The following is a 23,247-nucleotide window of genomic DNA, read 5'->3' on the forward strand; positions in this document are numbered from 1 at the left end:
TAGAAATCCGGGGCTATAGCTCAGCTGGGAGAGCGCCTGCATGGCATGCAGGAGGTCAGCGGTTCGATCCCGCTTAGCTCCACCAATTTTGCCGCGGTTCGTGAAAACGGATCGGCACGAAGGTTACGTCCCCTTCGTCTAGTGGCCTAGGACACCGCCCTTTCACGGCGGTAACAGGGGTTCGAGTCCCCTAGGGGACGCCATTTCTTCCCGCGTTTTGCGGGGTTGAAAGGCTCATTCGACTGTTGAGTGAGCTTTTTGTTTTGTTTCGGGGCTATAGCTCAGCTGGGAGAGCGCCTGCATGGCATGCAGGAGGTCAGCGGTTCGATCCCGCTTAGCTCCACCAATCTGCCACGGTTCGTGAAAACGGATCGGCACGAAGGTTACGTCCCCTTCGTCTAGTGGCCTAGGACACCGCCCTTTCACGGCGGTAACAGGGGTTCGAGTCCCCTAGGGGACGCCACTTTTACCCGTGTTTTACGGGACTTCAAAGGCTCATTCGATTATTGAATGGGCCTTTTGTTTTTCTACCTCCTTCATGTTTCAGGTGCCCGATCAGCGGTACACGATTTCGCTTGCCAGAAAATATTACATGCGTAATATTTCTATCATCATATTTGGGGGTGCCCATGAACGATAAAAAGACCAGGACTCGCGAACGTATTCTCGACGCCGCCTGTAGCGCACTGATCCAGCAGGGGCCAGCCGACCCCAGCGTAGGTCAGGTAATGGCTGCAGCAGGCCTCACCGTTGGAGGCTTCTACGCCCATTTCGATAGCAAGGATGAATTGATGCTGGCGGCATTCGACCAGTTGCTCGGTGAGCGACGGGCCTTGCTTTCGCAGGTCGACCCCAGCCTGTCTGGTGCTGAGCGTCGTGCGCTGGCAGCGGCTTTCTATCTGTCGCGCAAGCACCGTGATGCCCATGAGCACGCCTGTCCCTTGCCTAACGCGTTGGGTGAGATGCAGCGTTTGCCGGCAGCCTTTCGCGAAATGTTGGCCGAACACCTCGAGCTTATGACGGCGCAGATGGTCGATCGTCCCGAGGATATCGACAAGGCGTTCGCCGACCTCGCCCTGATGGTCGGCGGCCTGGCCCTGGCCCGAGCCCTGGGCGCTACCGAACTTTCCGACCGTATTCTGCGCGCCGCCAAGTCGGCGGTTATCTGAGCAACCTCAACTCTGGAGCAAGGCGATGACGACCCTGAGCTGGATTCGCAGCGTCAACGGCACCCTCGGCCATCTGGCCCCCGAGCATGTCGCCGGGCGCATGCGGCGCGCCTTCATGACGCCGCGTAACCTGCCTGCGCGGCAGTGGGAGTTGCCGCTATTGGCTTCGGCCGAGCGTATCACCCTGCGCTTCGGTCTTTCGGCCTTGCGCTGGGGCAAGGGGCCGACGGTGCTCCTGATGCACGGCTGGGAAGGGCGGCCCACCCAGTTTGCCGCGCTGATCGAAGCCCTGGTGCAGGCAGGACACACGGTCGTGTCCCTGGAGGGGCCAGCCCATGGCCGTTCGCCGGGGCAGCAGGCGCATGTGGTGCTGTTCGCCCGGGCACTGCTTGAAGCCGCGGCGGAGCTGCCGCCGTTGCGGGCCGTGATCGGTCATTCGATGGGGGGCGCCAGTGTCATGTTGGCCTTGCAGTGGGGCTTGCGTGCCGAGTCGGCGGTGAGCATTGCGGCACCTGCTCAATTGCTCGGGGTGTTGCGCGGTTTTGCCCGGCGCCTGGGGATGCCCAAGCGGGCGCGTGCAGCCTTCATCCGCCAGGTCGAGCGTGACGTGGGCGTGCAGATCGATCGGCTGGATGTCAGTGGCTACCAGCTCGAGTTGCCTGGGTTGGTGGTTCATGCAGCCGACGATGCGCTGGTCGCGGCCAGTGAGGCGCAGCTCATCCACAAGGCCTGGTTCGACAGTCGCCTGTTGCTGCTGGAGGAAGGTGGGCATCAACGGGTGCTGGCTGACCCGCGTCTGGCCCAGGCTGTGCTCGAGCTGCTGGCGCGTACGACGCAACCGGCACGGCAAAGCGCCTGAGCATCCGTTACACTTTGCCCGTTCACTGACTACAGGAGCGGGCATGAGCTGGGATCTGGCAGCGCCATTCATCATCGACCTTCGCGTTGGCACCGAGGATATCGACGGCCTCGGTCATGCCAACAACGCTGTCTACGTCACCTGGCTGGAGCGCTGCGCCTGGCGCCACTCTCAGCGCCTGGGACTGGACCTGGCCGAGTACCGTCGTCTGGACCGGGCAATGGCCGTGGTGCGCCATGAGATCGACTACCTGGCAGCGGCGTACGAAGACGACGAGCTGCAATTGGCCACCTGGATCATCGACTGGGATCAGCGCCTGCGCATGACCCGTCGTTTTCAACTCAAGCGCCCACGTGACGGCGTCACCCTGTTGCGCGCGCAAACCACCTTTGCCTGTATCGAACTGTCCAGCGGCAAGCCCAGGCGGATGCCGGCCGAGTTCATCGAGGGCTATGGTCCGGCGCTGATCGGCGCCTGATCCACGGGCATTTTTTGCTAGACTGCCGCCTTTTCTCGTCGGGACCCTGAAATGCAAATTGCCCTGGCCCCCATGGAGGGGCTGGTCGACAACATCCTGCGCGACGTGCTGACCCGCGTCGGGGGTATCGACTGGTGTGTCACCGAGTTCATCCGTGTCTGTGATCGCCTGCTGCCACCTTCGTCGTTCGACAAGTTGGCACCCGAGTTGCGCAACGGTGCGCGCACGGCTGCCGGCACGCCGATGCGTGTGCAGTTGCTGGGCTCCGATCCGCTGTGCCTGGCGGACAACGCCGCCCTGGCCTGTGAACTCGGGGCACCGGTAATCGACCTCAACTTCGGCTGCCCGGCCAAGACCGTGAACAAGTCTCGCGGGGGCGCTGTGCTGCTCAAGGAGCCCGAGCTGCTGCATGCCATCGTTCGTGAAGTTCGACGGGCGGTACCGGCGCAGATCCCGGTGACGGCGAAGATGCGTCTGGGCTTCGACAGCCCGGATGGTGCGCTGGAGTGTGGCATCGCGCTGGCCGACGGTGGGGCGCAGCACTTGGTGGTGCATGCGCGAACCAAGGTAGAGGGTTACAAGCCGCCGGCTCACTGGGAGTGGGTGGCGCGGGTGCAGGATGTGGTCAAGGTGCCGGTCTTTGCCAATGGCGAGATCTGGACCGTCGATGATTGGCGACGCTGCCGCGAAGTCAGCGGCGCTGAAAACATCATGCTCGGGCGCGGGCTGGTGTCGAGGCCGGATCTGGGCTTGCAGATCGCCGCAGCGCGCGAGGGGCGGGACTACCAGCCGATGGTGTGGAGCGACCTGCTACCGCTGCTGCGCGAGTTCTGGCGCCAGGCGCAAGCCAAACTGTCGCCGCGCTATGCGCCCGGGCGGATGAAGCAGTGGTTGGCGATGTTGACCCGCAGCTACCCAGAGGCGGTGCTGTTGTTCGCCGAGTTGCGGCGCGAGGATGACTGCGCCCGCATCAGCCGGCTGCTGGGTGTCGAGCCAGTGAAAACGGCCTCTTTCACCGAGTGCGTCGCCTGATGTGCAACTGCGTCGAGCGGGGTGGGAAGATTTTTTCATGAGAGCCCTTGAAAGTCCGTTGCCTGACCCTATCTCTTGAGTACGCGATGCCGAAGTCGGGTCGCGTAGTGACTTACTTGCTGAATCTCAGGAGTTTATGACCATGACTACTGCTTTCTCCCTCGCACCACTGTTCCGCCATTCCGTAGGTTTCGATCGTTTCAATGACCTGTTCGAATCCGCGGCACGTAATGAGGCCGGTAGCAGCTACCCGCCCTACAACGTCGAAAAGCATGGCGATGACCACTATCGCATCGTGGTTGCTGCAGCCGGCTTCCAGGAGCAGGATCTCGACCTTCAGGTCGAAAAAGGCGTCCTGACCGTTACCGGTGGCAAGCGCGAAAATGGCGCTGCCGAAGTCACCTATCTGCATCAGGGTATCGCCCAGCGTGCTTTCAAGCTGTCGTTCCGCCTGGCGGATCACATTGAAGTAAAAGCTGCCGGTCTGGCTAACGGCCTGCTCAGCATCGACCTGCTGCGCATCGTGCCGGAAGAAGCCAAGGCCAAGCGTATTCCGATCAATGGTGAAAAGGCTGCACTGAATTGAATGCAGTGAAGTGAATGGAAGGGCACCCTAGGGTGCCCTTTCGCATTTATGGGGCACACCCCTCCCGTAGAGGCAGGGCGCTATCAATAGTCTGCCGGGGTTTCCTGCAAGATCTGGCGAAACTCCGGCAAGGGCAGCGGTCGGCTGTGCAGGTAGCCCTGGTACAGGTAACAGCCCTGTCGCTCGAGAAATTCCAGTTGCTCCGTCAGTTCGACACCTTCTGCTATCACCGCCAGCTCCAGGCTTCGCGCCATGGCCACGATGGCTCGAACGATCTCGGCATCATTGGGGTCGTTGGGCGCGTCACGCACGAAGGTCTGGTCGATCTTCAGGGCATCCACCGGCAGGCGCTTCAGGTAGGTCAGCGACGAATAGCCCGTGCCGAAATCATCCATGGCGAAGCTCACCCCGTAGCGTTTGAGCTCACGCATCTTGTTGATGGTGTCTTCCAGGTTCTGGATGACAATGCCCTCGGTGATCTCCAGTTTGAGCATGCGCCTGGGCAAGCGATAGTCGTCGAGGCTGCGTAGCACTCGTTCGACGAAATCATTCTGGCGGAATTGCCGGGGGCTGATATTCACGCAGAGACTGAAATCGTCGGCACTGATCAGCCCGTCCTCGAGCATGCGCGCGCAGGCGTCGCAGGCTTCGTCAAGGATCCAGCTACCCACCTCGAGTATCAGTCCGCTTTCCTCGAGCACCTGGATGAACTGGGAGGGCGCTTGCTGGCCAAGTTGCGGATGGTGCCAGCGCAAGAGCACTTCGGCACCGACGATGCGGTTGTCGCGGGCGTCCACCTGGGGCTGGAAGTGCAGGGCCAGTTCGCCGCGCGCCAGCGCCAGACGCAGGTCGTTTTCCATGCGCAGGCGCTCGCTGGCCGCCTTTTGCATGGTGGTGTGGAACAGCTGGGTGGTATTGCGTCCGGAATCCTTGGCGCGGTAAAGGGCGATGTCTGCTCGCTTGAGCAGATCGGCCGGGGTGATGCCATGGTCGGGAATCAGTGCCACGCCGATGCTCGGCGTCACCTGCAGGCGCTGGCCGTCCAGCGACATGGGTTCGGCCAGCAGTTCGCGCAGGGTGTCGGCCAACTCGCGAACCTTGCCCTCGACGTGCTCGCGACTCCCCTCCAGACCGCTGAGCAGGACTACGAACTCGTCGCCCCCCAGGCGTGCCACGGTGTCTTCCAGGCGCACGCTGGCTTCGAGGCGGGCAGTGATGATCTTCAATACCGTGTCGCCGACGGGGTGGCCCAGAGAGTCGTTGATGTGCTTGAAGTGGTCCAGGTCGAGGAACAGCAGGGCGCCGCGCAGGTTGTGGCGCTTGAGCAGGGCGATCTGCTGGCTGAGCCGGTCCATCAGCAGGGCGCGGTTGGGCAGGTTGGTCAGCGGGTCATGGTAGGCCAGGTGGCGGATCTGCGCTTGTGCGTTCTTCAACTGGCTGACGTCGCGGGCGGTCAACAGCAGACAGTCGGTTTCATTGAGGCTGATTGGCTCTACGGACACCTCGACGGTCAGGATGTCTCCGCGTTTGTTGCGTCCGAGCATCTCCCGGTGGTGTACCCGGCCGCGCTCCTTGAGTTCGGCAAGCAAGGCTGCCCGCTGCTTGTCGTCGGCCCAGATGCCCAGTTCGAAAACGGTACGACCCACTACCTCGATACTGCTGTAGCCGGTCAGGCGGCAGAAGCCGTCGTTGACCTCGACATAGCGTCCACTGAGCCGTTCGGTGATGGTGATGGCGTCGGGGCTCGAGTGGAAGGCTTTGGCGAACTTCTCCTCGCTGGCCTTGAGTGCCGCCTCGGCGCGCTGTTGCTGGGTGATGTCACGCAGCGTGGTGACGCTGCAGGGCTGGCTGTCCACGGTGATCAGGCGGCTGGAAATCACGCAGGTCAGTGGTGAGCCATTGCGGTGGTTGACCACGACCGCGACATTGCTCAAGGCCTGATCGCGGATCACCCGCTCGATGCGTTGCGCGCGCGCGGACGACTCGGCCCAGAGGCCGATCTGCTCGGCGGTGCGCCCGATGACCTGTTCGGCGTCCCACCCGAAGGTCTGGGTGAAGGCAGGATTGATCTCGATGAACTGGCCCGTATCCTGGTGAGTGACGCAGATCGGGTCGGGGCTGACCTGGAACAGGCTGGCGAACTTCTCTTCCGAGGCGCTCAGGCGTTGCTCGCGCTCGACCTGGTCGGTGATGTCCAGCAAGGTGCCGGCCATGCGCAGTGGGTTGCCATGCTCGTCGCGATAAAGCCGCGCACGGCTTTCGATATAGCGCGATGCGCCGTTCTCCAGCTGGACGCGATAGGTGATCTGGTAGTTACCGGCCGGCCCTTCGCGCAGGCTGCGGTAGGCTTGACGCATGGCGCTGCGTTCTTCCTCGGGCACGCCTTCGAAGAAGGCTTCGAAGGACTCATGGAAGGGCACCGGGTCAAGGCCGTGCAGTTGCGCGGCGCGCGCCGAGCCATAGAGCATTCCGCTGGGAATGTGCCAGTCCCAGGTGCCCAACTGCGCCGAGTCCAGGGCCAGGTCCAGGCGCTCCTGGCTGTCCTTGAGTGCCTGCTCGGCCCGCTTGCGTTCGGTGGTGTCGACAAAGGTGCTGATCAGGTAGGTGATGCCTTCGAGCTCGATACCCTGGGTGCAGAGGATGCCATCGTGGATGTTGCCGCTGGTGGCACGGAACTGGACTTCCATGATCACCGGGCTGCCATTGTTGCGAGTGGCTTCCAGTACTTGCTGGCGCTGTTCGGGGTGGACCCAGAGGCCGAGTTCCACGCTGGTCTTGCCGACGACCTGGGCGCCGGGCCAGCCGAACATGTCCTCGAAGTGCTGGTTGACCTCGAAGATCATGCCATCGTGGCGGCGGGTCAGGAGGATGGCATTGGGGCTGAGGTGGAAGAGGGTGGCAAAGCGCTTTTCCGAGTTGATCAGTGCGGTTTCGCGATCGCGCTGACGGGTGATCTCGCGGATCACGCCGATCATCTGGGGGCGGCCATGGCGATCGTGGGTCAGGCTGCCATTGATTTCCAGCCAGTGCAGGCTGCCGTCCGGCCAGCGGATGCGATGGCGCATGGCCTGCTCCACGGGCTCGCCGTTGACCACGGCGTGGAACAGCTGGCGGGTGCGGGCGCGATCCTCCTCCGGCAGCAGGTCCAGGTAGTCGATATCCGCGGGCAACGGGCGCAGGGGATCGAAGCCGAACAGCGCCTGCGTGCCTCGTGACCAGCTCACCCGGCCGGTTTCGATATCCCACAGCCAGGCGCCCAGGCGTGCGCCGTTGAGCGCGGCGAGCAATTGCGGGGCATTCTGCCAGGCCTGCTCGGACTCCTGGGGATCGACCGCAGGGATGCGCGGCAGGCGCGGAAAGCGGTTTGCTGATTTGGGCATCGGTACCAGACCTTTGGCGGATGAAGCGTCCCTGTAAGTGAAATGCCTGGCTGATGGACGGTCAGGCGGACCCCGAGTGGCTGTCGAGCAATGCCATGAACGCCTTTGCCGCATTCGACAGCGTTCGTTCCGTATGCAAAATGTAGCCTAGCTGGCGCGACAGCTGTATGCCGGGCAAGGCGATGGGTGCAACCTGTTCATCGAGCATAGTACGTGGCAGCACGCTCCACGCGAGGCCGATTGAAACCATCATCTTGATGGTCTCCAGGTAGTTGGTGCTCATGGCGATGTTCGGCGTCAGGCCCTGACTCTCGAACAAGCGCTGCACGATGTGGTGGGTAAAGGTGTTGCCGCCGGGGAACACGGCGGGGTGGCGGGCGATATCGGCCAGGCTGACATCGCTATCAAGGGCCAAGGCGTGCTCCGGGGCCGCTACGAAATCCAGGGCGTCGTCCCACACTGGAACGGCCCGGACCAGGTGATGGGGCTCGGGGGCCAGGGTGATCACTGCGATTTCAGCGCGGCCATGGAGAACTTCGTCGTAGGCCATTTCTGAATCTAGAAACTGAATATCCAGTGCCACGGAAGGGTGCTGTCGGGTGAAAGCCCTTAGCAGCGGGGGCAGGCGGTGCAGGCCGATATGATGGCTGGTGGCCAGGGTCAGGCGCCCGGTAACTTCTCCTGTCAAATTGGTCAGGGCGCGGCGCGTATCATCCAGTACATTGAGGATCTGATAGGCGCGAGGCAGCAGGGCTCGGCCGGCTTCGGTCAAGGTGACCTCACGGCCCAGGCGATCGAACAGGCGTACATCCAGTTGCTGCTCCAGGCCGGCGATGCGTTTGCTGACGGCGGGTTGGGTCAGGTGCAGGCGTTCACCGGCGCCGGAAAAACTTCCGGTTTCGGCGATGGCGATAAAAGCGCTGAGGTTGGCGAGGTCCATGCGCTCGAATTCCTATTGGTTATCCAAAGCATAAAAATTATGAATTTGAGTTATTCAATCTAACCCCATAGCATCGTCCGTACAAGCCAAGGGGTTATTGGCATAGAAAGACGCTGATGAGGAACAGTCTGATGGCTGGCAAAACGCTCTACGACAAACTCTGGGATGCGCACGAAGTCAAGCGGCGCGACGATGGCTCGTCCTTGATCTATATCGATCGTCACATCATCCATGAAGTGACTTCGCCGCAAGCTTTCGAAGGCCTGCGCCTGGCCAATCGCAAGCCCTGGCGCATCGACGCCAACATCGCCACGCCCGACCACAACGTGCCGACCACGCCAGAGCGCAAGGGGGGTATCGAGGCCATCGTCGACCAGGTGTCGCGCCTGCAGGTGCAGACCCTGGACGAGAACTGTGACGAATACGGCATCGTCGAATTCAAGATGAACGACGAGCGCCAGGGCATCGTCCACGTCATCAGCCCGGAGCAGGGCGCCACCTTGCCGGGCATGACCGTGGTCTGCGGTGACTCGCACACCTCGACCCACGGCGCCTTTGGGGCCTTGGCCCATGGCATCGGCACCTCCGAGGTCGAGCACGTGCTCGCCACCCAGTGCCTGGTCGCCAAGAAGATGAAGAACATGCTGGTCCGCGTCGAAGGCCAGTTGCCTGTCGGCGTCACCGCGAAGGATATCGTGCTTGCCGTGATCGGCAAGATCGGCACTGCCGGTGGCAACGGCCACGCCATGGAGTTCGCCGGCAGCGCTATTCGCGAGCTGTCGATGGAAGGCCGCATGACCATCTGCAACATGTCCATCGAAGCCGGTGCCCGTGTCGGCCTGGTGGCTACCGATGCGACTACCGTTGCCTATGTCGAAGGCCGTCCGTATGCGCCGAAGGGCGAGGACTGGACGCGTGCCGTCGAAGCCTGGAAAGACCTGGTTTCCGACGACGATGCCGTGTTCGACACCGTGGTCGAACTCGACGCCGCTCAGATCAAGCCGCAGGTCAGCTGGGGCACTTCCCCGGAAATGGTACTCGCCGTCGACCAGCGCGTGCCGGATCCGGCCGCCGAGGCCGATCTGATCAAGCGTGGTTCGATCGAGCGCGCACTCAAGTACATGGGGCTCACCGCCAATCAGGCGATCACTGATATCCAGCTGGACCGCGTGTTCATCGGCTCCTGCACCAACTCGCGGATCGAAGACCTGCGCGCTGCGGCGGACATCGCCAAGGGCCGCAAGGTTGCCGCTACCGTCAAGCAAGCCATCGTCGTGCCGGGTTCGGGCTTGGTCAAGGCCCAGGCCGAGCGTGAAGGCCTGGACAAGATCTTCCTCGCGGCGGGCTTCGAATGGCGTGAACCAGGCTGCTCCATGTGCCTGGCGATGAACCCGGACCGCCTGGAAAGCGGCGAGCATTGCGCCTCGACGTCCAACCGCAACTTCGAAGGCCGTCAGGGCGCCGGTGGTCGTACCCACCTGGTCAGCCCGGCCATGGCCGCCGCCGCTGCGGTAACCGGCCACTTCATCGATGTCCGCGAGTTGATCCAAGGGAGCGCAGCATGAAAGCCTTTACCCAGCACACCGGCCTTGTCGCGCCGTTGGATCGTGCCAACGTCGACACCGACCAGATCATCCCCAAGCAGTTTCTCAAGTCGATCAAGCGTACCGGCTTCGGCCCCAACCTGTTCGACGAGTGGCGCTACCTGGACGTGGGCCAGCCCTACCAGGACAACAGCAAGCGCCCGGTGAACCAGGAGTTCGTGCTCAACCACGAACGCTACCAGGGTGCCAGCGTGTTGCTGGCGCGGGAAAACTTCGGTTGTGGCTCCAGCCGCGAGCATGCCCCTTGGGCGTTGGACGAGTACGGTTTCCGCAGCATCATTGCGCCGAGCTTTGCCGACATCTTCTTCAATAACAGCTTCAAGAACGGCCTGCTGCCCATCATCCTCAGCGATGAGGAAGTGGATGAGTTGTTCAAGCAGGTCGAAGCCAACCCGGGCTACCAGCTGACCATCGACTTGCAGGCGCAGGCTGTTACCCGTCCAGACGGCAAGGTGCTGCACTTCGAGATCGATGCGTTCCGCAAGCATTGCCTGCTCAACGGCCTGGACGACATCGGTCTGACCTTGCAGGACAGCGACGCGATCAAGGCCTTCGAAGGCAAGCATCGCGCCGCGCAGCCCTGGCTGTTCCGGGATGCCTGAAGCAGGTAGGTGACAGTACCGGCCTCTTCGCGGGCGAGCCCGCTCCTACAGATATCGCAAGGCCTGAGGCAATGCTGTACCAGTGGGAGCGGGCTTGCCCGCGAAGAGGCCGGTACAGGCAATAAAACCAAAAGGATTGAATCATGACGGGTACCAGCCACACCGAAGTAGTCCAGCGCCAGTTCGGCGAGCAGGCCAGCGCCTACCTCAGCAGCACCGTGCATGCCCAGGGCAGCGAGTTCGCCCTGCTGCAGGCCGAGCTGCAAGGGCAGGGCGCTGCTCGCGTGCTGGACCTGGGCTGTGGCGCCGGTCATGTCAGTTTTCACGTGGCGCCACTGGTGGCCCAAGTCGTGGCATACGATCTTTCCCAGTCGATGCTTGACGTGGTTGCCAAGGCCGCCAGCGAGCGTGGGCTGGCCAATATCGTCACCGAGCGCGGTGCCGCCGAGCGTCTGCCGTTCGCCGACGCGTCGTTCGAATTCGTCTTCAGCCGTTACTCGGCACACCACTGGAGCGACCTGGGCCTGGCACTGCGTGAAGTGCGTCGGGTGCTCAAGCCGGGTGGCGTGGCGGCGTTCGTCGATGTCATGTCGCCGGGCAGCCCGTTGCTCGACACCTACCTGCAAAGTGTCGAAGTGCTGCGCGACACCAGCCATGTACGCGATTATTCTGCCGCCCAGTGGCAGCGTCAGGTCAGCGAGGCAGGGCTGTTCACGCGCAGCCATAGCCGCCAGCGCCTGCGCCTGGAGTTCGCATCCTGGGTGGAGCGCATGCGTACTCCCGAACCGATGCGTGTGGCCATTCGCCAGTTGCAGCAGGCGATGGGCGAGGAAGTGCGGCAGTATTACCAGATCGAAGCTGATGGCTCCTTCAGCACGGATGTCCTGGTGCTGTGGGCCGAGCGATAGAGTTTCCGGCGTGGCTGACCGAGCCGCGCTGTTTGAATGAATAGAGGAAAGCATGAGCAAGCAGATTCTGATTCTCCCAGGTGATGGCATCGGTCCGGAAATCATGGCCGAGGCGGTCAAGGTGCTGGAGCTGGCCAACGACAAGTTCGGCCTGGACTTCACCCTGGAGCACGACGTGATCGGTGGTGCGGCCATCGACAAGCACGGCGTACCGCTGGCTGACGAAACCCTGGAGCGCGCGCGCAAGGCCGATGCCGTCCTGCTCGGCGCCGTCGGCGGGCCGAAGTGGGACAAGATCGAGCGTGATATCCGTCCTGAACGCGGTCTGCTGAAGATTCGTGCGCAACTGGGCCTGTTTGCCAACCTGCGTCCGGCGATCCTCTATCCGCAACTGGCTGACGCTTCGTCGCTCAAGCCCGAGATCGTCTCCGGGCTGGACATCCTCATCGTCCGCGAGCTGACCGGCGGCATCTACTTTGGTGCTCCGCGTGGCCAGCGCGAGCTCGAAGGTGGCGAGCGCCAAGCCTATGACACGCTGCCCTACAGCGAGAGTGAAGTGCGCCGTATCGCCCGCGTGGGCTTCGACATGGCCCGCGTGCGCGGCAAGAAACTGTGCTCGGTGGACAAGGCCAACGTCCTGGCTTCCAGCCAGCTGTGGCGCGAAGTGGTCGAAGACGTCGCCAAGGACTACCCGGACGTCGAGCTGAGCCACATGTACGTCGACAACGCCGCGATGCAACTGGTGCGCGCACCCAAGCAGTTCGACGTCGTGGTGACCGACAACATGTTCGGTGACATTCTGTCGGATGAGGCTTCCATGCTGACCGGTTCCATCGGCATGCTGCCTTCTGCTTCGCTGGATGCCGACAATAAGGGCATGTACGAGCCTTGCCACGGTTCGGCGCCCGACATCGCAGGCCAAGGTATCGCCAACCCGCTGGCGACCATCCTCTCCGTATCGATGATGCTGCGTTACAGCTTCAACCAGCAGGCCGCTGCCGAGGCGATCGAGCAGGCTGTGAGCCTGGTGCTGGATCAGGGTCTGCGCACCGGTGACATCTGGTCGGCCGGTTGCACCAAGGTCGGTACGCAGGAAATGGGCGACGCAGTAGTCGCAGCGCTGCGGAATCTGTAATCTCTCTGGCCCGCCATCGTTTCCCTTCGATGGCGGCCCACTTTTTAGCAAAGGTGTAGTTGCGATGAAACGTGTAGGTCTGATCGGTTGGCGCGGTATGGTCGGTTCCGTGCTCATGCAGCGGATGCTGGAGGAGCAGGACTTCGACCTTATCGAGCCGGTGTTCTTCACCACCTCCAACGTGGGTGGCCAAGGCCCGAACGTGGGCAAGGATATTGCTCCGCTCAAGGACGCTTATTCGATCGAAGAGCTCAAGACCCTCGACGTGATCCTGACCTGCCAGGGCGGCGACTACACCAACGAGGTCTTCCCCAAGCTGCGTGAAGCCGGCTGGCAGGGTTACTGGATCGACGCTGCCTCGTCCCTGCGTATGCAGGATGATGCAGTCATCATCCTCGACCCGGTCAACCGCAAGGTCATCGACCAGCAGCTGGACGCCGGCACCAAGAACTACATCGGCGGCAACTGCACCGTCAGCCTGATGCTGATGGGCCTGGGCGGGCTGTTCGAAGCTGGCCTGGTCGAGTGGATGAGCGCCATGACTTACCAGGCGGCCTCCGGTGCCGGTGCGCAGAACATGCGCGAGCTGATCAAGCAGATGGGGGCAACCCATGCTGCGGTGGCCGACGATCTGGCCAACCCGGCCAGCGCGATCCTCGACATCGACCGCAAGGTTGCCGAAGCCATGCGCAGCGAAGCCTACCCGACTGAAAACTTCGGCGTGCCGCTGGCTGGCAGCCTGATCCCGTGGATCGACAAGGAACTGCCGAACGGGCAGAGCCGCGAAGAGTGGAAGGCTCAGGCCGAGACCAACAAGATCCTCGGCCGCTTCAAGAGCCCGATCCCGGTCGATGGCATCTGCGTACGTATCGGCGCCATGCGCTGCCACAGCCAGGCGCTTACCATCAAGCTGAACAAGGATGTGCCGATCGCCGATATCGAAGGCATGATCAGCCAGCACAACCCATGGGTGAAGCTGGTGCCGAATCAGCGTGAGATCAGCATGCAGGAACTGAGTCCTACCAACGTGACCGGTACCCTGAACATTCCGGTCGGTCGTCTGCGCAAGCTGAACATGGGGTCCCAATACCTGGGCGCCTTCACGGTCGGCGACCAGTTGCTGTGGGGCGCTGCCGAGCCGCTGCGCCGCATGTTGCGGATTCTGCTGGAGCGTTGATCGCCTCAAGTTGATCGAAAACCCGCGCTGGAGACAGCGCGGGTTTTTTGTTTGTGCGGCAATCAAGTAAAGTGCCGCTCCCGCCGTACCCGCAGAAGGAGCCAAACCATGAGCCAACCCCTAGATATCGCCGTCGTCGGCGCCACCGGAAGTGTCGGTGAGACCCTCGTGCAGATTCTCGAGGAGCTGGAGTTCCCGGTCGCGACCCTGCACCTGCTGGCCAGTATGGAATCTGCCGGCAGCAGTGTGATGTTTGCTGGCAAGAAGGTGCGAGTGCGTGAGGTGGACAGCTTCGACTTCGCCCAGGCCAAGCTGGCGTTCTTCGCCGCCGGTGCTGCAGTCAGCCGCAGCTTTGCGCAGAAGGCGCGCGAGGCCGGCTGCTCGGTGATCGATCTGTCGGGCGGGCTGGATGACGCGCTGGCGCTGGTGCCGGAGGCCAATGGCGAGGTCGTCGACAGCCTTGCATTGCCAGCCTTGCTGGCCAGCCCAAGCAGCGCCGCTGTCGCGCTGGCCGTTGCGCTGGCGCCGCTCAAGGGGTTGCTGGATATCGAGCGGGTCCAGGTAATGGCCTGCCTGGCCGTTTCGTCCCAGGGGCGCGAAGCGGTGAACGAGTTGGCGCGGCAGACGGCCGAGTTGCTCAACGCCCGCCCGTTGGAGCCGCGTTTCTTTGATCGCCAGGTGGCGTTCAACCTGTTGGCGCAGGTGGGGACCACCGATGAGCAGGGGCATGCAGCCCTGGAGCGTCGCCTGGTCAGCGAGCTGCGCGTGCTGCTGGGGTTGCCTGAGCTGAAGATTTCCGTGAGCTGCGTTCAAGTCCCGGTGTTTTTCGGCGATAGCTTCAGTGTGACGGTGCAGAGTCGCCAGTCGGTCGATCTGCAATCGGTCAACCAGGCGCTGGACGCCGCTGCCAGCGTAGAGCGTGTGGAAAATGACGATTATCCGACACCCGTCGGTGACGCAGTGGGGCAAGACGTGGTCTATGTTGGTCGTGTACGCCATGGCGTCGACGAGGATCAGCAGCTCAACTTGTGGCTGACCACCGACAACGTGCGCAAGGGTGCGGCGCTCAACGCCGTACAATTGGCGCAATTGTTGATAAAAAAAATGGCGTAAAAGATACTGGCCAGCAATTTTGTCCTACACCACTGGCAGGTTTTTAGGACGATTCATACAAGGGAAGAGGTCATGCTTCGAATTCGCAAACTGGTTCTGGCCATCGCGGCCGCCTCGGCGCTGTCGTCCGGCATGGCCAATGCCCTTGGCCTGGGGGAGTTGACCCTCAAGTCGGCGCAGAACCAGCCGCTGGATGCCGAGATCGAGTTGCTCGATGTGCGCGACCTCACCGCCGCTGAAGTGGCGCCGAGCCTGGCTCCTCCCGAGGAGTTCGCCAAGGCAGGGGTGACGCTGCCCGCTTATCTGGAAGACCTGACGTTCACGCCGGTGATCAATCCCAACGGTCGCAGCGTGTTGCGCGTGACATCCAGCAAGCCGCTGCCGGAGCCGGTGGTCAAGTTCCTGGTTCAGGTGATGTGGCCCCAAGGGCGGCTGTTGCGTGACTACAACGTGGCGCTCGACCAGCCGCAGCAGGCCAGCGCCAAGACTGCCCAAGGCGCCATCAGCCCGGCAGTGAGCGCCGCCAGCTACACGACGCGCCAGCGCGACACGCTCTGGCAGATCGCCGCACGCAACACCCACGGCGGTTCGATCCAGCAGACCATGCTGGCGATCCAGGCCCTGAACCCCGATGCCTTCATCGGCAATAACATCAACCAGCTCAAGACCGGTCAGGTCCTGCGCCTTCCAGACGAGCAGCAGATCCGCAGCATTGCCCAGGGGGAGGCGATCCGCGAGGTTTCCGAGCAGTACGCCGCCTGGCGCGAAGGTCGGCGTCTGGGGCCGCGTGCGCGACAGTTGGACGCCACCCGTCGGGGTGCTGCCGAAGCCGCGCCTGCACGTATCGCCCAGGGCGATAACCTGCGGCTGGTTGCGCCCGGCACGCAGACGGGGGCCGACAGCGCCAAGGCGCTGAACGACAAGCTGGCCGTGGCCCAGGAAAGCCTGGATACCAGCCGCCGCGACAACGAAGAACTCAAGAGCCGGATGACCGACCTGCAGAGCCAGCTGGACAAGCTGCAGCGTCTGATCGAATTGAAGAACGACCAGTTGGCGCGTCTCGAGGCGCAAGGGGCCGCCGAGCCTGCAGCACCTGTAGCCGCGACGCCGCCGGTCGAGCCGGTGGTCAACGCCCAGTTGGCCCCTGCCGAACCTGCGGTTACGCCGCCGCCAGCCGCAGCGGATACTGCGCCGCAAGCAGCGGCAGCGCCGGAGCAGCCGAGTGCACTCGACGAACTGCTGGGCAATCCGCTGTTGCTGGCGCTGTTGGCGGGCTCGGCCTTCCTCGTGTTGCTGCTGCTGTTGCTGCTTCTGGCGCGCAAGCGCAAGGCCCAGCAGGAGGCTGAGAAACACCTGCGCATGGCTCGAGCCTTGGCCGAGGAAGGTGAGCGCGGTCCGGATCTGGACCTGCCGCCCAGCAGCTTCGATGGATTGGACGTCTCGGCGCCGAGCGTGACCTTGTCGCCTGCCGTGGTGGCGGCCTCCGCTGCAGCCGCGGCGGCGGCGGAAAAGCCAGTCGTTGCCAGTGCGCCGGCTGATGCCGATCCGCACGCGGCGCTATTGGCCGAGGTCGACGAGAGCGTCGCCAAGGGGCGCTTGAATCACGCAGCTACTCTGCTGGAGCCGGTGGTGGCTGCCGAGCCCCAGCGCAGCGACCTGCGTCTGAAATTGATGGAAGTCTACGCTCGCCAAGGCGATCAGGACGCGTTCGTCGGCCAGGAGCGCCAGTTGCCCGGTACACCTGAGAACCAGGGCGAAGTCGAGGGGCTCAAGCAACGTTATCCGGCCATGCTAGGGGTTGCGGCGGCAGGGCTCGGCGCGGCTGCGCTGGCTGCGGAGATGGACGAGCAGTATGTGCAGGAGCTGCTCCAGGAACACGAGGCGGCACCTGTCGCAGAGCCCGAGCCGGTTGTCGACGAAGCGGTGGCCGCGGCGCCCCAGTCAGAGCCTGTGCTGGACAGCGTGCCAGATCTCGATGAGGTGCCCGTCACCGCCACGGACGATCTGGACAGTGCGTTCGACCTGAGTCTGGACGATGACCTCGCGCTTGACGACTCGCTCGATGCCCCGGTGCTGGATGCACCTGATACGACGCAAACGCCCGAGGTCGTGGTTGAGCCGGCGGTGCAGGCCGAGCCGGTCGTCGAGAGCGATGCCGACGACGATTTCGAGGCATTGCTGGCCCAGGCTCAGGCGCAATCCGAGCCACAAAGCCTGGATGATCTGGCGGACTTCGATCTGGATGTCGGTGAGCCGGCCGTAGCCGCGCCGCCTGCTGCCGAGCCGGAGGCGCCCGTGGATGTCGCCGCCGAGCTGGCTGCATTCGACGAGATTCCGGAATTCGACCCGATTTCCGAACTCGAGCTGCCGGACGACTTCGACCTGTCGTTGTCGCTGGACGACGAATCGCCAGCCGACAAGCACTTCGCCTCGGAACTCAGTGACGTCAACGCCGAGCTCGACAAGTTGTCGCAGAGCCTGGCATCGCCGTCGTTGGAGCCACACTTCACTGCCGAGGATGCGGCGCTCGAGCCCGGAGCCCTGGATGACCTGGATTTCGACTTCTTCTCCGGCACCGACGAAGTGGCGACCAAACTCGACCTGGCTCGGGCCTACATCGACATGGGTGATCACCAGGGCGCCCGCGATATCCTCGACGAGGTGGTCAAGGATGGCGATGACGGCCAGCGCCAGGAGGCGCAGGACATGCTGTCGCGTCTGGTCTGACGCGTAGCTGGCCTGGATAGGACAACGGCAGCCCTGAGGGCTGCCGTTGTCGTTATAATGGCCGCCTTTTCGTTTCATCCACAGGTTTGGCTTTCTTGGACATCAACGACATCGACGCGGCCGAATCGGCGGCCGAAGGGTACTCGCGCATCGCCCTGGGCGTGGAATACAAAGGTTCGCGCTACCGCGGCTGGCAACGCCAGGCCAGCGGTGTGCCCAGTGTCCAGCAGGCGCTGGAGCAGGCATTGTCGAAGGTCGCCGACTCGCCGATCAGTGTGATGTGCGCCGGGCGCACCGACGCTGGCGTTCACGGCTGCGGCCAGGTGGTGCACTTCGATACCCGCGCCGTGCGTGACGAACGTGCCTGGACCCTGGGCACCAACTTCAACCTGCCCCATGACATCAGCGTGGCCTGGGCACGGACGATGCCGGCGCACTTCCATGCGCGGTTCAAGGCCACTGCCCGGCGTTACCGCTACGTCATCTACAACGATCCGATCCGTCCGGCGCACCTGGCCGAAGAGGTAACCTGGACTCACCGCCCGCTGGACGTCGCGGCGATGGCCGAGGCCGCCGAATACCTGCTCGGCACCCACGACTTCAGCGCATTCCGGGCCAGCCAATGCCAGGCCAAGTCGCCGATCAAGCATATCCACCACCTGCGCGTTACCCGCCATGGTCGGATGATCGTCCTCGACGTGCGCGCCACGGCTTTCTTGCATCATATGGTGCGCAATATCGCCGGTGTGCTGATGACCATCGGTGCCGGCGAGCGCCCTGTGCAATGGGCCCGCGAGGTGCTGGAGGGGCGCAACCGTCGGGAGGGGGGCGTGACGGCGCATCCTTATGGCCTGTACCTGGTGCAGGTGGAGTACCCGGAAGAGTTCGCCCTGCCGCAGCGTTACATCGGCCCACACTTTCTTACCGGCTACGAGGCGTTGGCAGACTGACGGGCGAAACGTCATTTGCTAACATCCGGCCTTTCACCGATCACTCAAGGTTCGTCGTCCATGAGCAACGTCCGCACCAAGATCTGCGGGATTACCCGCATCGAAGACGCGCTGGCCGCCGTCGAGGCCGGTGCCGATGCGATTGGCTTCGTCTTCTATGCCAAGAGCCCGCGCGCGGTGGATGTGCGCCAGGCGCGGGCGATCATCGAGCAGTTGCCGCCCTTCGTGACCACGGTGGGGCTGTTCGTCAACGCGTCACGCTGTGAGCTGAACGAGATCCTCGAGGTGGTTCCACTGGACCTGCTACAGTTCCACGGCGACGAAACCCCCGCCGATTGCGAAGGCTATCACCGCCCATGGATCAAGGCCCTGCGAGTGCGCCCCGGGGATGATCTCGAGGCTGCCTGCCAGCAGTACTCCGGCGCCCGTGGCATTCTCCTGGATACCTACGTGGCTGGTGTGCCGGGGGGGACTGGCGAAGCCTTCGATTGGTCGCTGGTGCCGGCGCGCTTGAGCAAGCCGATCATCCTCGCGGGTGGGTTGTCGGCGGACAACGTCGGTCAGGCCATCGCCCAGGTCAACCCCTATGCGGTGGACGTCAGTGGCGGCGTCGAGCAGGCCAAGGGCATCAAGGATGCCAGCAAGATCGAAGCCTTCATGCGCGCGGTCCGCGCGGCGTGACGGCGGATGTGACGGTTGGCGGCGTGCCATCGTCCATAGCTATCGCAGCCCGGTGCTGCCCGGCTGGCCCCGTGGGGCTGGTCATCAGAACACGCGACGTCAGGGGCGTCGGCGTACAGGTTGAAGGTGGAGTGGTGCGCGGGTGGTCCCTGTGACCGGTCCATCGTCGTTTAGAACACGAATTTGAGCTCAAGGGTCGGGGCAGGGCAGGCGACAGCAAGCCCGCCACCGGCCAAAACGGGAGAATAGAGCATGAGCAACTGGTTGGTAGACAAACTGATCCCTTCGATCATGCGTTCCGAGGTGAAGAAGAGCTCGGTGCCGGAAGGCCTGTGGCACAAGTGCCCGGCTTGCGAAGCCGTGCTGTATCGTCCGGAGCTGGAAAAAACACTCGACGTCTGCCCCAAGTGCAACCATCACATGCGTATCGGCGCCCGTGAGCGTATCGACATCTTCCTCGATGTCGAAGGCCGCGCCGAGCTGGGCGCTGACCTGGAACCGGTCGATCGCCTGAAGTTCCGTGATGGCAAGAAGTACAAGGATCGCCTGACCGCCGCGCAGAAGCAGACCGGCGAGAAGGACGCGCTGGTCTCGGTCAGCGGCACACTCATGGGCATGCCGATCGTGGTCAGCGCCTTCGAGTTCTCCTTCATGGGTGGTTCGATGGGTGCCATCGTCGGCGAGCGCTTCGTGCGCGCAGCCAACTACGCCCTGGAAAACCGTTGCCCGATGATCTGTTTCTCCGCCTCCGGCGGTGCGCGTATGCAGGAAGCGCTGATCTCGCTGATGCAGATGGCCAAGACCTCGGCGGTGCTGGCGCGCCTGCGTGAAGAAGGCATCCCGTTCATCTCGGTACTGACCGACCCGGTCTATGGTGGTGTGTCCGCCAGTCTTGCGATGCTGGGTGATGTCATCGTCGGTGAGCCGAAGGCGCTGATCGGCTTCGCCGGCCCGCGTGTGATCGAGCAGACCGTGCGCGAAAAACTGCCGGAAGGCTTCCAGCGCAGTGAGTTCCTGCTGGAGCATGGTGCCATCGACCTGATCATCTCCCGTCATGAGCTGCGTCCACGCCTGGCCCGCCTGCTGGCACAGATGACCGGCCAACCGACTCCCGAGCAGGCGAAAGAAGCGGCCGTCGTCGCGTGATGAGCCAGCGTACTCTGGGCGAGTGGCTCGCATACCTCGAGCAGTTGCACCCTTCGGCCATCGACATGGGCCTGGAGCGTTCACAGCAGGTGCTGGCGCGCCTCGCGCTCGGTCGGCTGGCGCCGAGGGTGGTGACGGTCACCGGCACCAACGGCAAGGGTTCGACCTGTGCGTTCATCGCCTCGTTGCTGCGTGCCCAGGGCTTGAAGGTCGGCGTGTACAGCTCGCCGCACCTGTTGCGTTACAACGAGCGGGTGCTGATCGATGGCGTCGAAGCCAGCGATGAGCGTCTGTGCGAAGCCTTCGCCGCCGTCGAGGCGGCGCGGGGCGAGATTTCCCTTACCTACTTCGAGATGGGTACATTGGCGGCCTTCTGGCTGTTCCAACAGTCGCAGCTCGATGCCGTGGTGCTCGAAGTGGGCCTTGGTGGCCGTCTGGACACCGTGAACGTGGTAGACGCCGACATGGCGCTGGTGACCAGCATCGGTGTTGACCATGTCGATTACCTGGGTGATACCCGTGAACGGGTGGCCTTCGAGAAGGCTGGCATCTTCCGTGCGGGCAAGCCGGCGCTATGTGGCGACCTGGACCCACCGCAGCCACTGCTGGACAAGGCAATAGAACTCACTGCGCCGCTTTTCCTGCGTGGCCGTGAGTTCGACCTGGACAGCGCCGAAGGCCGCTGGAGCTGGCGTGGCACCTCGACCGATGGTCAGCCGGTGGCGCTGCATGACCTGCCGCTGCTCGACCTGCCCATGGAAAACGCTGCCCTGGCACTGCAGGCCTACCTGCTGATGGGCTTGCCGTGGCAGGCCGAGCAGGTTCGCCGGGCGTTGCTCGATACCCGCATTACCGGTCGCCTGGACCGTCGCCAGTTGACCTGGCAGGGCAAGACGGTGGAGCTGCTGCTGGATGTCGGGCACAACCCGCATGCCGCCGAGTACCTGGCTCGCCGCCTGGCCGCGCGTCCGTTGAAGGGGCGTCGGTTGGCGGTGTTCGGCCTGCTCGCCGACAAGGACCTGGAGGGCGTGATCGCGCCACTGCAGGGCCTGGTCGACGACTGGGCGGTAGCCCCCCTGGATACCCCGCGCAGTCGTGCGGCTGCCGAACTGGCCACTGCCTTGACGAACCAAGGTGCTACGGTGAAGTCTTATGCCAGTGTCGCCGCTGCCCTAGAAGGGCAGTGTGCACAGGCAACGGCGGATGACCAGATCTTGCTGTTCGGTTCGTTTTTCTGCGTCGGCCAAGCCCTGGAATGGCTCGAGCGGCAGGTCCCGGAGGATGGAGTAGATGGCAGTGCTGGATAAAGGGATGAAGCAGCGCATGGTCGGTGCGCTGGTGCTGGTGGCGCTGGCGGTGATCTTCCTGCCGATGCTGTTCACCCGCGAGGACGAGATGCGCCAGGTGCGCGTCGAGGCGCCACAGGCGCCGGCCATGCCAAGCCTGCCCGACGTCAAGGTGGAGCCTGTGCAGGTGCCGGAGCCTCAGGCGCTGCCTGATCCCTCGGAGCAACCGCCGGTGGTGGTCGACGAGTCTACTGCACCGGTCAGCGCGCCAACCCAGCCGATCACGCCGTCACCTGCGCAGGTCGCCCAGGTGCCGGTGGCCAAGTCGCCACCCCCGGCACCTGCCGCTAAAGCTGAAGCGCGCCCGGTGCCGCCTGCCACTCCCGCACCTGCTGCCACTGCCAGTGCAAGCAAGCCGGCGACAGCGTCGAAGATCGACGCCAACGGCCTGCCGGTGAGCTGGTCGATCCAGCTGGCCAGCCTGTCCAATCGCGCTGGGGCCGATAACCTGCAGAAGACGCTGCGCAGCCAGGGCTACAACGCCTACATCCGGTCGGCTGACGGCATGAACCGGGTATTCGTCGGCCCACTGATCGAGCGTGCCGAAGCCGAGCGCCTGCGTGATGTGATCAACCGCCAGCAGAATCTCAAGGGTATCGTGGTTCGTTTCCAGCCGGAACGAGGCTAATTCCTGGCGGCCCTGCCAGATCAGCGTATTGACGCCGGTCGGGCGGGGCCGTTTTTCGTTCGATTCCAGCCTTCGCGAGAGCTACGAAGTTGTCCTGGAGGTCAAGCTGCAGGCCTTCAACGACCTGACATTCCGCTTACCCCAAGCCCTCCGCTCTGTTAAAATGCGCCGCCTCAAACGTCTGCAGGCAGCACCGTGGCATTTACCTGGGTTGATTGGGCGATCATTGCGGTCGTCGCCGTTTCCTCACTGATCAGTCTCAAGCGCGGCTTCGTCAAGGAAGCCTTGTCCTTGCTCATCTGGATCATTGCCGGCGCGGTCGCCTGGATGTTCGGCGGGTCGCTGTCGCAGTACCTGGAGAGCTATATCCAGACACCCTCGGCACGGATCATCGCCGGGTGTACCATTCTTTTCGTCGCCACCCTGCTGGTGGGGGCGATGATCAACTTCCTCGTCGGCGAGCTGATCCGCGTGACCGGGCTGTCCGGCACCGATCGTTTCCTCGGCATGGTGTTCGGCGCCGCGCGCGGGGCCTTGCTGGTGGTGGTGGCCGTCGGCTTGCTCAGCCTGGGCCCGGTGCAACAGGATCCGTGGTGGCAGGAATCACGCCTGATACCACAATTTCTATTGGTCGCTGACTGGTCGAAGAATCTGATTCTCGGTTTCGCCGGTCAGTGGATGTCCAGTGGGATCAGCTCTCCAGTTGATCTTCCGTTCAAGGAACAGCTGCTCGGTCCATCCCGGCCCTGAGCGCTTTTCACTCAAGTTTCGTCAAAGTAGGGGTTG

At 63.3% G+C, this 23,247-nt stretch carries 20 protein-coding genes and 4 tRNA genes; 22 read left to right on the forward strand and 2 right to left on the reverse strand.

All coding sequences use genetic code 11. The features are described 5' to 3' along the window. Nucleotides 1–9: 9 nt before the first annotated feature. The 9 genes from ACNFHO_RS21890 (at nt 10) to ACNFHO_RS21930 (ending at nt 4,124) form a co-directional block, all read left to right on the forward strand. Nucleotides 10–85, forward strand: a tRNA-Ala gene (locus ACNFHO_RS21890). Nucleotides 86–127: 42 nt separating this feature from the next. Continuing rightward, nucleotides 128–203, forward strand: a tRNA-Glu gene (locus ACNFHO_RS21895). Nucleotides 204–270: 67 nt separating this feature from the next. Further along, nucleotides 271–346: transfer RNA gene (locus tag ACNFHO_RS21900), tRNA-Ala, on the forward strand. Between the two features lie 41 nt (nt 347–387). Next, nucleotides 388–463, forward strand: a tRNA-Glu gene (locus ACNFHO_RS21905). Nucleotides 464–629: 166 nt separating this feature from the next. Beyond that, complete coding sequence (locus tag ACNFHO_RS21910) at nt 630–1,169, forward strand: TetR/AcrR family transcriptional regulator (protein WP_054893089.1); 540 nt, start codon at nt 630–632, stop codon at nt 1,167–1,169. 25 nt (nt 1,170–1,194) lie between these two features. Then, nucleotides 1,195–2,028 (forward strand): alpha/beta fold hydrolase, encoded by an 834-nt coding sequence (locus tag ACNFHO_RS21915; RefSeq protein ID WP_416767332.1) that lies wholly within the window; start codon nt 1,195–1,197, stop codon nt 2,026–2,028. A gap of 43 nt (nt 2,029–2,071) precedes the next feature. Continuing rightward, nucleotides 2,072–2,506, forward strand: a complete 435-nt coding sequence (locus ACNFHO_RS21920; RefSeq protein WP_054893091.1) for an acyl-CoA thioesterase — start codon at nt 2,072–2,074, stop codon at nt 2,504–2,506. Between the two features lie 51 nt (nt 2,507–2,557). Continuing rightward, complete coding sequence (locus tag ACNFHO_RS21925) at nt 2,558–3,538, forward strand: tRNA dihydrouridine synthase (RefSeq protein WP_416767334.1); 981 nt, start codon at nt 2,558–2,560, stop codon at nt 3,536–3,538. Nucleotides 3,539–3,680: 142 nt separating this feature from the next. Further along, a complete protein-coding gene (locus ACNFHO_RS21930; protein ID WP_054893093.1) occupies nt 3,681–4,124 on the forward strand; it encodes an Hsp20 family protein in 444 nt (147 codons plus the stop codon). Nucleotides 4,125–4,207: 83 nt separating this feature from the next. On the opposite strand, the gene ACNFHO_RS21935 is transcribed toward ACNFHO_RS21930, so the two are convergent. Together ACNFHO_RS21935 and ACNFHO_RS21940 are read right to left on the reverse strand one after the other, a co-directional pair. Then, nucleotides 4,208–7,504: a bifunctional diguanylate cyclase/phosphodiesterase gene (locus ACNFHO_RS21935; RefSeq protein WP_054893094.1), complete on the reverse strand. Its 3,297-nt coding sequence runs from the start codon at nt 7,502–7,504 to the stop codon at nt 4,208–4,210. A gap of 61 nt (nt 7,505–7,565) precedes the next feature. Next, nucleotides 7,566–8,444 carry a LysR family transcriptional regulator gene (locus ACNFHO_RS21940; protein ID WP_416767335.1) on the reverse strand — a complete coding sequence of 293 codons (879 nt, stop codon included), beginning with the start codon at nt 8,442–8,444 and terminating at the stop codon, nt 7,566–7,568. Nucleotides 8,445–8,575: 131 nt separating this feature from the next. Here ACNFHO_RS21940 and leuC point away from each other — a divergent pair, with 131 nt between their 5' ends. The 13 genes from leuC (at nt 8,576) to ACNFHO_RS22005 (ending at nt 23,211) form a co-directional block, all read left to right on the forward strand. Then, nucleotides 8,576–10,009, forward strand: coding sequence for a 3-isopropylmalate dehydratase large subunit (gene leuC, locus ACNFHO_RS21945; RefSeq protein ID WP_063543855.1), 1,434 nt, complete (start codon nt 8,576–8,578; stop codon nt 10,007–10,009). After that, entirely contained in the window at nt 10,006–10,650 is a 645-nt protein-coding gene (leuD, locus tag ACNFHO_RS21950) for a 3-isopropylmalate dehydratase small subunit (RefSeq protein WP_054893097.1), read from the forward strand. Before leuC ends, leuD begins: the two co-directional genes overlap by 4 nt. A gap of 143 nt (nt 10,651–10,793) precedes the next feature. Continuing rightward, nucleotides 10,794–11,558: a class I SAM-dependent methyltransferase gene (locus ACNFHO_RS21955; protein ID WP_112897761.1), complete on the forward strand. Its 765-nt coding sequence runs from the start codon at nt 10,794–10,796 to the stop codon at nt 11,556–11,558. Between the two features lie 52 nt (nt 11,559–11,610). Continuing rightward, nucleotides 11,611–12,693 (forward strand): 3-isopropylmalate dehydrogenase, encoded by a 1,083-nt coding sequence (gene leuB / locus ACNFHO_RS21960; RefSeq protein WP_054893099.1) that lies wholly within the window; start codon nt 11,611–11,613, stop codon nt 12,691–12,693. 64 nt (nt 12,694–12,757) lie between these two features. After that, the gene (gene asd / locus ACNFHO_RS21965) at nt 12,758–13,870 is read left to right on the forward strand and encodes an aspartate-semialdehyde dehydrogenase (RefSeq protein WP_054893100.1); all 1,113 of its coding nucleotides are present in this window, start codon (nt 12,758–12,760) and stop codon (nt 13,868–13,870) included. Nucleotides 13,871–13,978: 108 nt separating this feature from the next. Further along, nucleotides 13,979–14,983 (forward strand): aspartate-semialdehyde dehydrogenase, encoded by a 1,005-nt coding sequence (locus ACNFHO_RS21970; RefSeq protein ID WP_063543863.1) that lies wholly within the window; start codon nt 13,979–13,981, stop codon nt 14,981–14,983. Nucleotides 14,984–15,055: 72 nt separating this feature from the next. Continuing rightward, nucleotides 15,056–17,710, forward strand: coding sequence for a FimV/HubP family polar landmark protein (locus tag ACNFHO_RS21975; protein WP_416767336.1), 2,655 nt, complete (start codon nt 15,056–15,058; stop codon nt 17,708–17,710). A 95-nt stretch (nt 17,711–17,805) separates the two neighbouring features. Then, nucleotides 17,806–18,660 (forward strand): tRNA pseudouridine(38-40) synthase TruA, encoded by an 855-nt coding sequence (gene truA / locus ACNFHO_RS21980; protein WP_416767337.1) that lies wholly within the window; start codon nt 17,806–17,808, stop codon nt 18,658–18,660. A gap of 60 nt (nt 18,661–18,720) precedes the next feature. Next, the gene (locus ACNFHO_RS21985) at nt 18,721–19,341 is read left to right on the forward strand and encodes a phosphoribosylanthranilate isomerase (protein ID WP_063543869.1); all 621 of its coding nucleotides are present in this window, start codon (nt 18,721–18,723) and stop codon (nt 19,339–19,341) included. Between the two features lie 252 nt (nt 19,342–19,593). Further along, nucleotides 19,594–20,487: an acetyl-CoA carboxylase, carboxyltransferase subunit beta gene (gene accD / locus ACNFHO_RS21990; protein WP_054893105.1), complete on the forward strand. Its 894-nt coding sequence runs from the start codon at nt 19,594–19,596 to the stop codon at nt 20,485–20,487. Next, nucleotides 20,487–21,794, forward strand: coding sequence for a bifunctional tetrahydrofolate synthase/dihydrofolate synthase (folC, locus tag ACNFHO_RS21995; RefSeq protein WP_416767338.1), 1,308 nt, complete (start codon nt 20,487–20,489; stop codon nt 21,792–21,794). The genes accD and folC overlap by 1 nt, the downstream gene beginning before the upstream one ends. Further along, nucleotides 21,778–22,461 carry an SPOR domain-containing protein gene (locus tag ACNFHO_RS22000; protein WP_416767339.1) on the forward strand — a complete coding sequence of 228 codons (684 nt, stop codon included), beginning with the start codon at nt 21,778–21,780 and terminating at the stop codon, nt 22,459–22,461. The genes folC and ACNFHO_RS22000 overlap by 17 nt, the downstream gene beginning before the upstream one ends. Nucleotides 22,462–22,656: 195 nt before the next feature. Continuing rightward, nucleotides 22,657–23,211: a CvpA family protein gene (locus ACNFHO_RS22005; RefSeq protein ID WP_054893108.1), complete on the forward strand. Its 555-nt coding sequence runs from the start codon at nt 22,657–22,659 to the stop codon at nt 23,209–23,211. The last annotated feature ends 36 nt before the right edge of the window (nt 23,212–23,247 follow it).

The organism is Pseudomonas sp. NY15374 (assembly GCF_048068255.1).
GTDB classification, from domain to species: domain Bacteria; phylum Pseudomonadota; class Gammaproteobacteria; order Pseudomonadales; family Pseudomonadaceae; genus Aquipseudomonas; species Aquipseudomonas machongensis.